Genomic DNA, 6,521 nt, shown 5'->3' with positions numbered 1-6,521 from the left:
AATGATCTCACCGCCAGATTTTATCTTACAGATCGTTGTCGCTATTCCTCTGATTGTTCTTTATGAAATTAGTATTATGCTGTCACGAATTGTTTATCGGAAAAAGGAAGCGAGACATAAGGCTTTTATGAACGAATCTTAAGAGAGGATCTAGTTGAAATGAAATCATTTTACCAATGGATGCTGCGTTATCGAGATGATTATGCATTAGACAATGAAAGAAAACTGGCAAACTGGATGTTCAGTGAACATGATTTTCCGATACATTCAAAGGATTATAATGAAATTAGTCAGTATTTAGAGTGGCATATCCCATTTGCAGACGCATTAACTACATTCGATCAATTATGGGAAAAATATAGGGAAGAAAACTAACCATGAGAAATCCTCATGGTTTCTTAATTATCTCTACCAGGAACATTTGTTCTGTTTCGATAGACGTAAATAATAGATTCATGTATAATATTAGATAAAAGTAGATATATAGGTTGGTGAAAGTTTTGAAAATTTTACATACAGCAGATTGGCATTTAGGTAAACTAGTGCATGGTATACATATGACAGAAGATCAAACCAAAGTCCTCGACCAAATAATGGAACTTATCATTCGAAAGGAACCTGATGTTCTTATTATTGCCGGTGATTTATATGATCGATCTGTTCCCCCTCGAGAAGCAGTTGAATTATTAAACCAAGTCTTTACAAGAATCTGTACGGAAATTGGCATTCCGGTTCTGGCGATTTCCGGTAATCACGATAGTCCTGATCGACTCGGATTTGGTGCTTCTCTATTCCGGTCGCGGCAGCTTTATTTACACACCTCGTTAGAACAAGCATTCATTCCAGTTACGTTAGAAGATAAAGATGGACCAATTAACTTTCATTTAATCCCATATTTTGAACCTGCTCAAGTACGAGAATATTTTCAAGAGGAAGAAATCCAGACACATCATCAAGCAATGGAAAAAGTTATAGACACAATAAGGGATTCTATGGATCCAGATGAACGACATATTATAGTTGCCCATACGTTTGCCGCTGGCGGGATGGAATCAGATTCGGAAGAGCGTCTAACAATGATTGGCGGCAGTCCCTATGTTGATGCATCACTTTTTATAGATTTTGATTATACGGCTCTTGGGCATCTGCACCGGCCGCAAAAAATCATGAAAGATACGATCAGGTACAGCGGTTCCATAATGAAGTATTCCTTTTCTGAAGCTAACCATCAGAAGTCAGTAACAATGGTGAATATGAATGCCTCGGGAAGCTGTGAAATCGATCAAATTCCCCTTACACCGGATCGAGATATGAAATCAGTAAAAGGCTATTTCCAAGAAATAATGGAGGAGAAAGTTATCAGCAGAACAGAAGATTATCTGCAAGTCGAACTGCTGGATGATGGGCAGATCCTCGATCCTGTTTCCAAGTTGAGAACTCTCTTTCCAAATATCTTAAGACTGGAGAGGAAACAGTATCTCCTGGGTCTTTCTATAAAAGACAGAGAAAAAATTCAGAAAAAACAAGAAATGAATCATGAACAGTTATTCCAAGCTTTTTATAAACAGATCAAACAAGAAGAGTTACCGGATGATAGATCAAATTATATACATGAGGTAATAACTTCACTTATGAAAGAAGAGAGGGAGAAATAAAATGCGTGTCCTTACATTAGAGTTGACTGCTTTTGGACCATACCGCAATAAACAATTAATAGATTTTCAAAAGCTGGGGGAAGAAATGATCTTCCTGATTACTGGTCCTACTGGTGCAGGGAAAACCACTCTCTTCGATGCTATCTGTTATAGTCTCTATGGTCGTGCTAGCGGAACTGACAGAGATCAAGACACTTTGAGAAGTCACTTTGCAACAAAGGATGACTTAACAAAGGTCACGCTCACTTTTTCCTTACATCAAAAAACCTATTCTGTAACAAGATCACCAAAACAATGGAAACCGAAAGCAAGAGGAGAAGGATATACTGAAGAACCTGCAACTGCTGTCCTTTATCAATTGAACGCTGAGAAGCAATGGGAATTAGTTCAGTCAAAAATTAAAGAAGTGAATGATACCTTGCAAGCGATGATTAATTTAGATTATGAACAATTTCGCAAAATGATTATGATACCACAAGGAGAATTCCGTAAACTGATATCGGAAAACAGTAAAGAACGGGAAGAAGTTTTACAAAAAATTTTCCGCACCTATATCTATCATGATATGACGGAAAAAATGAAAAATGACGCCAAATTAATAAAAGAGCAGATAGAGCAGCTTGAATGGAAGTTGCAACAAGAAAAGTTAAATGTATCATCTGAGATGATGGAACTGGAAGAAAATAAGCCATTTATCGAGCAAATAGAATTAAAAGTTAATGAATTAAAAGAACAGCTAAATCAGATTCATACAAGAAAAAATCAATTAATTCAGCAACAACAGGAGTTAGAACAAGACTATTATCGAAACCAGCAAATTGCAGAATTATTTGATCAACTGGATTTTAAAAAACAGGAAAAGATACAAATGCAAGAGCAGGAGACCGAGATACAAGAGGTTAAAGGTGTGCTCCAATTAGCATATTTTGCTGATCAATTGCTGCCATTAGACCAGCAATTGCAGACAAGAGAAGAAGAGTGGCAAAATCAAAAGAAACAACTTCAACATTTACAAGAACAACTGACGATCAAGCAAAACGCTTTTTTGAAGGAAGAACAACACTATCATCTGCTCAAGAATATGGAAGAAGACAGGGAAAAAATGAAATTAGATTTACTTCGCCAACAAGAGAATTTACACAATGTGAAAGGATATTTTGCTCGAAAAGATCAATTTCTTAAACTTTCAGGAACAGTAGAAAAACAAAGACAGGAAATAAACGGATTAGAGCAGTCAATAGAGCAATTAAACAAAGAAAAAGAACAAAGTTATCAAATAAGTGATCAGATTTATCAATTACAACAAACCATTCAAGAAGAAAGGTATAATCAGGAGAAATGGCAAAGGCAATTAGCAATCTGTCATGATATTCTCAAAGAGACTCTACAATTAGATACATTAAGAAGGAATTATCTCCAAGTTAAAAATAATGTTAATGAACTAAATCAACAGGTAGAGGTGCAAAAAGAAAAGTGTCTAGAGATCGAACAAGCGTATCACAAGAATATTGCACATATTCTTGCTGGTACTATCGTTGAGGGAGAACCATGCCCTGTATGTGGTTCAACCAATCATCCAAAAAAACGAAAAAGTAAGTCAAATGAATTAAATCAGGATATGGTAGATAAAGAAAGAAATTCATTACATCAACTAGAAGAACGACATAAATCAGTAGAGAGAAAAATGTATGAAATCCGGGAGCAGGGGGAAGCAAAAAAAGCTGTTATCAGCAGTTTTTATCAAACTTTAGATCCAGCACTCCAGTCGAAGAACTCCAAAGATTTAAATGAAACAGTTGAAAAGTTAACAGAACAAGAGAATAAAAGAGAGAAAGGCATTCTTGATTTGCATAACTCACTAGCAAAACTGCAAGCGGCTAAAAAGAATGTACAAGACATCCAAAAACAAATAGAGAGATCAAAAACGGAACAAACTAAGCTAAAGACAAGCTTCTCCCAAGATTTGGAGCAACTGCAACAGCTTCAAATCGAATTAACATCACAGGAAAAACAGCTTCCTGAACGTATAGATTCCGTTAATAGTTATCAAAAACAAGTAGATCAATTAGAACGAGATTATCAGAATAAAATAAAGCAATGGAAAGATACAAAAGAACGCTATGATAAAATAAAACACGAATTAGCAGAAATGAAAACAATTACCCAGCAAACAGAACAGTTTGAGCAACAATTGAAAGAAAGCTATGAAAAACAAAAGAACTTGTTCAACCAATCATTAGCTGAAAAGAACTTTTTGACTGTCTCCGCATACAAGGAGGCGTTAATATCTAAAGAGAAGCAGAGCCACCTGCAAGATAGGATAAATAGATATGATGAAAATAAGAAGTTAATAGAGCAAAGGATAAATGAACTAATGGCTTCATTGGAGAACAAAGAAAAGCCTAATCTTGAAATATTAAAAGACCAGCTTGATCAGTTTAAAGAGAAGCAACTGAGTCTCTCAAAAGAAGAGCAGCAGATAGAATGGCTTCTGACACATTTAAAACGATCGATCAAAACGGTTCAGTCGATTGAAAAGGAACTCGCAGATTTATCAGAGAAATATTATCATATTGGTGAATTAGCTAATATAGCAAAAGGTGATAACCCGCAAAAGCTTTCCTTTGAAAGGTTTGTTTTATCAACATTTTTAGATGAAATTTTACTTCAGGCCAATTTACGGCTTGATAAGATGACCGATCATCGATTTCAGTTGATTCGAAGTGAAGAAATAGCAAAAAGAGGAGCTCAAAGCGGGTTAGACCTGGAAGTACTGGATCACTATACTGGTCGAAAACGGTCTGTTAAAACTTTATCTGGTGGAGAAGGATTTAAAGCGGCTCTGAGTCTTGCACTAGGAATGGCTGATATTATCCAGTCACATGCAGGTGGTGTGCAATTAGATACATTGTTTATTGATGAAGGATTCGGTACACTTGATGAAGTTTCCTTAGAGCAAGCAATTCAATGTTTGAAGGATTTACAGCAGGATCATCGTGTGATTGGAGTCATCTCACATGTCGGACAATTGAAAGAAGCAATTAAAGCAAAATTAATTGTCCAAAGCTCGAATGACGGTTCCGATGCAAGGTTTGTCCTCCAATAAATTGCATAATGCAACAAATATAAACAGTTAAGAATCCTTTCTTGTCAAATTGTGCGCTTGCCCAGGAAATAATCGTAGTTATATTTCTTATTTCCTGCCCCTATTATGGCCTATACAAAATAAGGCAAGTAACATATATTGCTAATAAAAAGGCAAGAAAGGGATGAATAAGAATGAATTTATTTCGACCTCCAGGTCAATCACCATATATGTTTCAACAGCCTCCTTTTCAACAGGGTAATTTTATGAGGATGATGCCACCACAGCAAGGAGCTTTTCCGCCGCAAATTCCTGCTAATCAGCAAGGTATACAAGGGTTATTACAAAGATTTCTGCCAGGGAAAACAGCAACTGGCGGGGCTGGATTAAGTGCGAGTTCTGGTGGCTCTAATTTAATGGGTACGTTAAATAATGTGCAGCAAGTTTTGAAAGTCGCCCAACAGGCTACACCACTTATAAAAGAATATGGACCAATGATTAAAAATGCACCAAAGTTAATTAACATGATGAAAGCACTTAATGAAATAAATAATGAAGAGGAAACGGAAGACTTAGAAACTCAAACAAATGAAACGGAAAATTCAGCAGAAATTAATCTGGAAGATGATGATCATAATGAACCAGAACCAGCCGATGAGCAAGTTGTGACAAGATCAAGGATTTCAAGTCCAAAGCTGTTTATTTAAACTTGTAAGATGGAAGCACAAAACGGTCCACTTGCTTTTTTTTCTGATCCACCGCACAATAAGACTATCTAGAAATTAAGGAGGGTACTTATGGGTGATCAATCAATTGAGAAAGCTGTTTTTGCAGGTGGCTGTTTTTGGTGTATGGTAGAACCATTTGATGAGCAGCCAGGCATTATTAATATTGTCTCGGGGTATACAGGTGGAGAAAAGCCAAATCCTACTTATGAAGAAGTTTGCACAAATACAACAGGGCACAGGGAAGCTGTAGAAATCACTTTTGAACCAGATAAATTTCCTTACAAAAAATTGCTGGAATTATTCTGGCAGCAAATTGACCCAACGGATCCTAATGGGCAATTTAATGACAGAGGGGAATCATATAAAACAGCAATCTATTATACGAATGAAGAACAGAAAGAATTAGCAGAAGCATCGAAAAGGGAACTGGAAGAAAGTGGTAAGTTTGATAAACCAATTGTAACAGATATACTTCCAGCGAAACCATTTTATTTAGCAGAAGAAAAACATCAGGATTATTACAAAAAGCAGAGTTTTCATTATCAGTTATACAAAAAGGGCTCAGGAAGAGCGGACTTTATCAAGAGAAATTGGAAAAAGCAATATTCCAAAGATGAATTAAAAGAAAAACTCACCCCTATTCAATACCATGTTACACAGGAAAATGGCACGGAACGTCCATTTATGAATGAGTATTGGAATAATAATAGCGAAGGAATATATGTCGATTTAGTTAGTGGGGAGCCGTTATTTTCCACGAAAGATCAATATGACGCGGGATGTGGCTGGCCAAGCTTTACTCAGCCGCTAAACAGGCAAAGGTTGAAAGAAAATTTAGATACTTCTCACGGAATGAGAAGAATTGAAGTAAGAAGTGATGAATCTGATTCCCACTTAGGGCATGTTTTTGATGACGGTCCTATTGAAAAAGGTGGTATGCGTTATTGTATCAATTCTGCTTCCCTTCGGTTTATCCCGAAAGATAAACTTGCAGAAGAGGGATTGGAACAATATTTACCGTTGTTTGATTAATTACTGGTGTAAAAGAACTTG

General features: G+C 36.3%; 5 protein-coding genes and 1 pseudogene. All 6 read left to right on the top strand.

Translation table 11 applies throughout. The annotated features are described in order from the left end of the window. A pseudogene (locus tag F9U64_RS22820) lies at positions 1-142 on the top strand (twin-arginine translocase subunit TatC); the annotation flags it as partial. 17 nt (positions 143-159) lie between these two features. After that, complete coding sequence (locus F9U64_RS04540) at positions 160-375, top strand: YozE family protein (RefSeq protein WP_153401822.1); 216 nt, start codon at positions 160-162, stop codon at positions 373-375. A 116-nt stretch (positions 376-491) separates the two neighbouring features. Then, on the top strand, positions 492-1,655 hold the full coding sequence (locus F9U64_RS04535; RefSeq protein WP_323125819.1) for an exonuclease SbcCD subunit D: 1,164 nt from the start codon (positions 492-494) through the stop codon (positions 1,653-1,655). A gap of 1 nt (position 1,656) precedes the next feature. Continuing rightward, entirely contained in the window at positions 1,657-4,761 is a 3,105-nt protein-coding gene (locus F9U64_RS04530; RefSeq protein ID WP_153401820.1) for an AAA family ATPase, read from the top strand. A 173-nt stretch (positions 4,762-4,934) separates the two neighbouring features. Further along, entirely contained in the window at positions 4,935-5,447 is a 513-nt protein-coding gene (gene vrrA, locus F9U64_RS04525; RefSeq protein WP_153401819.1) for a VrrA/YqfQ family protein, read from the top strand. Between the two features lie 90 nt (positions 5,448-5,537). Continuing rightward, a complete protein-coding gene (gene msrA, locus F9U64_RS04520; protein WP_153401818.1) occupies positions 5,538-6,500 on the top strand; it encodes a peptide-methionine (S)-S-oxide reductase MsrA in 963 nt (320 codons plus the stop codon). The last annotated feature ends 21 nt before the right edge of the window (positions 6,501-6,521 follow it).

Origin of the sequence: Gracilibacillus oryzae, from assembly GCF_009498735.1 — a bacterium.
GTDB classification, from domain to species: Bacteria; Bacillota; Bacilli; order Bacillales; family Amphibacillaceae; genus Gracilibacillus; species Gracilibacillus oryzae.
Note: the sequence above shows the minus strand (reverse complement) of the source record. Positions and strands in the feature narration are given on the sequence as shown.